This window comes from Mycobacterium sp., assembly GCF_044370595.1.
GTDB lineage: Bacteria > Actinomycetota > Actinomycetes > Mycobacteriales > Mycobacteriaceae > Mycobacterium.
Window position 1 is genome coordinate 1 of the sequence record NZ_JBILVF010000222.1, and the last position, 3,845, is coordinate 3,845.

The 3,845-nt window shown below is 66.2% G+C and carries 4 protein-coding genes; 1 reads left to right on the top strand and 3 read right to left on the bottom strand.

The window, feature by feature from the left end; translation table 11 throughout:
• The 3 genes from ulaA to ADBZ5N_RS17875 all read right to left on the bottom strand — a co-directional run.
• Positions 1 to 1,442, bottom strand: a 1,442-nt coding sequence (gene ulaA / locus ADBZ5N_RS17865; RefSeq protein ID WP_526259766.1) for a PTS ascorbate transporter subunit IIC, incomplete at its 3' end; no start/stop codon positions are given.
• A gap of 20 nt (positions 1,443 to 1,462) precedes the next feature.
• Positions 1,463 to 2,233: a PTS sugar transporter subunit IIAB gene (locus tag ADBZ5N_RS17870; protein ID WP_526259768.1), complete on the bottom strand. Its 771-nt coding sequence runs from the start codon at positions 2,231 to 2,233 to the stop codon at positions 1,463 to 1,465.
• Between the two features lie 10 nt (positions 2,234 to 2,243).
• Positions 2,244 to 3,272, bottom strand: coding sequence for a TIGR03617 family F420-dependent LLM class oxidoreductase (locus ADBZ5N_RS17875; protein WP_526259770.1), 1,029 nt, complete (start codon positions 3,270 to 3,272; stop codon positions 2,244 to 2,246).
• Between the two features lie 100 nt (positions 3,273 to 3,372).
• On the opposite strand from ADBZ5N_RS17875, the gene ADBZ5N_RS17880 reads away from it, so the two are divergent.
• A partial coding sequence (locus tag ADBZ5N_RS17880) for a calcium:cation antiporter family protein (protein WP_526259772.1) occupies positions 3,373 to 3,845 on the top strand: 473 nt, incomplete at its 3' end.

Genomic DNA, 3,845 nt, shown 5'->3' on the forward strand with positions numbered 1-3,845 from the left:
CGTCCCGGTGCCGGCTCCCAATCCGTGTCCACCAGGCGGCGTTGCACCGCGACCGCCAGCGCCAGCAAACCGGCGCCGATCAGCAACATCGCCACCACACCCCACACCGAGCCCAGTTTGGCGGCGTTACCGAGAAGGATTCCGTACCAACCGAAGTCAGCGTCGCCAAAGGTGGTGTTCTCCTCGCCGAACGACCCGAGCACCTTGACCAGCAGCGCAGGCAGGAACGTGATGAGCAGGCCGTTGACAAACGCGCCGGCCACCGCACCGCGCCGCCCACCAGTGGCATTGCCGAACACGCCGGCCGCACCGCCGGTGAAGAAATGCGGCACCAGTCCGGGCAGCACCAGGACCCACCCGAAGGCCGGACCCAGCCACAGCGAGAGCACCCCCAGACCGACCAGACCGCCGACGAAACTTGAGACGAACCCGATCAGCACCGCGTTCTGCGCATACGGGAACACGATCGGGGCGTCCAGTGCCGGCACCGCACCGGGCACCATCCGGTCGGCGATGCCCTGGAACGCCGGCACCAACTCCCCGAGAATGGTGCGCACCCCGAAAAGGATCACCGCGACGGCCACCCCGAAACTCACGCCCTGGGTGACCCCCATCATGAGGTAGTTGCCCACACTGGTGGCGGCGCCGCCACCGGAGTCATCGGCGAACGCGGTGAAGGCGGTGTCCCCGCCGACCTTCGCCAGGTAGATCAGCGACACAGCCAGATACATCAACACCATTGACAGCGCCGTGGCCACCATCGAATCCCGAAGGAAGCGTAGTGATTCGGGCAGCTTCAGGTCTTCGGTGGAGCGACTCTTGCTGCCGCCGACGAACCGGCCGGTGATTCCGGAGGCGATGTAGCCGAGAGTGCCGAAATGGCCGACGGCGATGCTGTCATCGCCGGTGATCCGTTTGGTCCACGGCTGGGAGATGGCGGGCAGGGCCACCATCACCACACCGAGCAGTAGGCCGCCGAGGAGCACGACGGTGGCGCCCGGTAGTCCGGCGCTGGCCAGCACGATGGTCAGCAGGGTCGCCATGAACAGGGTGTGGTGACCGGTCAGGAACACGTAGTGCAGGGGGGTGAACCGGGCCAGCACCAGGCTGATCGCAAAGCCCAGGATCATCAGCCAAGCCACTTGCGCGCCAAACTGTTTCTGGGCGATCCCGACAATGGCTTCGTTGGTCGGCACCACCCCCTTGGTGCCGGCCGCACCCTGGATCATCACCCCGAGTGGTTTCAGGGAGGCCACCACCAGGGTGGCGCCTGCGCCGATCAGCAGGAATCCCAGCGTGGCCTTCAGGGCGCCGCCGATCACCTGCCCGACGGTCTTGCGCAGCGCAATCAGGCCGACGGCGGTGATGATGCCGATCAGATAGGCCGGGACGGCCAGGATTTCGTTGACGATGAACTCGGCGACGGCGACCAACCAATTCATGGGGATTTCCCTCTCGTCGATCAGATGTCGTAGGACTCACGCAGTGCGGTGTCGATCTCACGGGTGGAGGTGAAGTTGTCGATGACTCGCACCGGCACACCTACATCGCCGAGGGTTTTGGCGATCTCGCCGGAGGTCATGATGAGGTCGGCGTCCTTGGCGCGGCCTTTCGCCGAGATGGTGTCGGTGGCCTCCACGGTGATGAACGAGCCCCAACCCCAGGTGCCGAGTACTTGCTCAAGGGTGTTCTTCAGAAAGAGGCTGGTGCCCAAACCGTTTCCGCACACCGTCAGGATCAGATTCGACGTGCGCCCCGAATGAGTCGGCGACGGGCCCGGAATCGCGGTGCCGGCCAGGATAGCCAGCACCTCATCCGGGCCGGCGGCGGAGTCCAGGGCGGCCCGCTTGTCCGCACTGCCGACCACCTTCGCCAATTCGGCCATCGCGGTGGCGTGTGCGCCATCGTCGGTGGCGGCCAGGGCCACCACCAAACTCACCGGGTCATTGGTCTTGTGGCCGAACGCAACCGGCTGTGCCAGCCGCACCCACGACATTCCCGTTGTGTGCACGGCTTCCGAGGGACGGGCATGGGCGAAGGCGAATCCCGGTGCCACCACAATGTAGGGGCCGTTGGTCTGCACATTATCGATCATCGAACCGGTGTAGGCCGGACCGGCGATACCGGCGCGTTCCAGCAGTCCGCCGGCGGCTAGCACGGCTTCCTCCCAGGTGGCCGCGGAGGCGTCCAATTCGATGCAGTCCTCGGCGAGAAGACCGGTCAGACCCGACATGTCGGGGACATTAACACCGCAGGCGGCGCGCTATCTCGCCATAGCGTTCAAGTCGTTCTGGACTCGTCAACGCGTTGTACAGCACCAGTCGGGAGGCGGCTCCGTCGTATTTGTCGGCCAACAACTCGGCAAGGCCGTCCCAACTCGACTCGGTGGCAAAGACTTCGATGTGTTCGTCGGTGATCTGCGCCGCCATCCCGGCGACGTCACCGGCCTTCTGCTTCTCCCGGATCCGGGCAGTGGTGCCCTCGAAACCGGCCTCGTCCCAGATGAACGCGTAGTTCGGGGTGCTGCCGTAGAAACTCAAGCTGGCGCGCACCAGTTGACGTTCGGCATGGCGTTCGGCGTCGGTGTCGCCGACGATGGTCATCACCGGCACGATCACGGACACCCCGGCAGCCGAGCGTCCCGCCGCATCGGCCCCGGCGGCGATTCCCGGCAGGACGTGGCGGCGCAGGTAGCCCGGCTCGCCGATGGGATGGACGTGCACCCCGTCGGCCACCTCGCCGGCCATTCGCAGCATCCACGGATTGACCGCTGCGACATCGACTTTCGGGTCGGGTGCCTCGATGGGCCCCGGGCTCCACTGCGGGGTGATGAAGTCCAGATCGTAGAACTCACCGTGATGATCCAGACGACCGGTGCGAAACGCCGTGAAACAGGCCTTCACGGCGTGGACATAGTCACGCAGCCGGGGGCCGGGGTGCTCGAACGCCGAGCCGTAGCGGCGCACTACATGGGTACGGACCTGGGTGCCCAACCCGAGTCGGAACTGCCCGGCTGGGCTCTCTTGATAAACGGCCTCCTGCAACTCCCAGGCGGTCGCCGCGGTGACGAACGGGCTGCGCGGAAAGGCCACCGCCACCCCGGTGGACAGGTCCAGACCGGGCGCGGACTGGGAGGCCACCGCCACATTGAGGTAGGCGGTGCGGCCGGTCTCGGTGAACAGCAGGCCGGAGAACCCGGCTTCCTGCACCCGGCGGGCGACGTCGCCGACCCGGCCCAGCGGCTGGGGCACCGTCATCGCATCCACCTGCACAGAACTCAACCTACGCCGGTGCTGATTGCCCGCCGCACCGATTTTCCGACACGAATGATGCAGTTCTGGCAAACTCTGGCGCTACCACAGAGGAGAACGCGTGACAACGACTATCGAACGGCTGCCGCTGCTGAGCCGGCGAGACCGCATCATGATCACCATCACGGTGATCTCGGCGATAGCCGCCGGCGCCCTGCACTTTGCTCATTCCAATCAGGTGCTCGCCTTCGTTGTCGCGGCGGTTGCGCTGGCCACGCTGGCATCTCTGGTCGGACGGTCGGTGGAGGCCCTCGGCGACCGCCTCGGTCCCAGCGCCACCGGTGTGCTGCAGTCCGCGTTGGGCAACCTGCCGGAGTTGTTCGTCATCCTCTTCGCGCTCAAAGCCGGGTTGTTCGGCGTGGTCAAGGCGACGCTGGTGGGTTCGATCCTGGCGAACGTCCTGCTGATTCTGGGGCTGGCCTTCGTCGTCGGCGGGCTCAAGCACGGCCGGCAGCGCTTCGCCGCCGAGGACGGCCGCACCCTGGGCCTGATGCTGACCCTGGCCGTCTTCATCCTGGCGGTTCCGACGCTCAC

Coding starts and splice junctions, on each gene's coding strand:
- ADBZ5N_RS17870 (WP_526259768.1), bottom strand. CDS start 2,233: ATGTCGGGTCTGACCGGTCTTCTCGCCGAGGACTGCATCGAATTGGAC.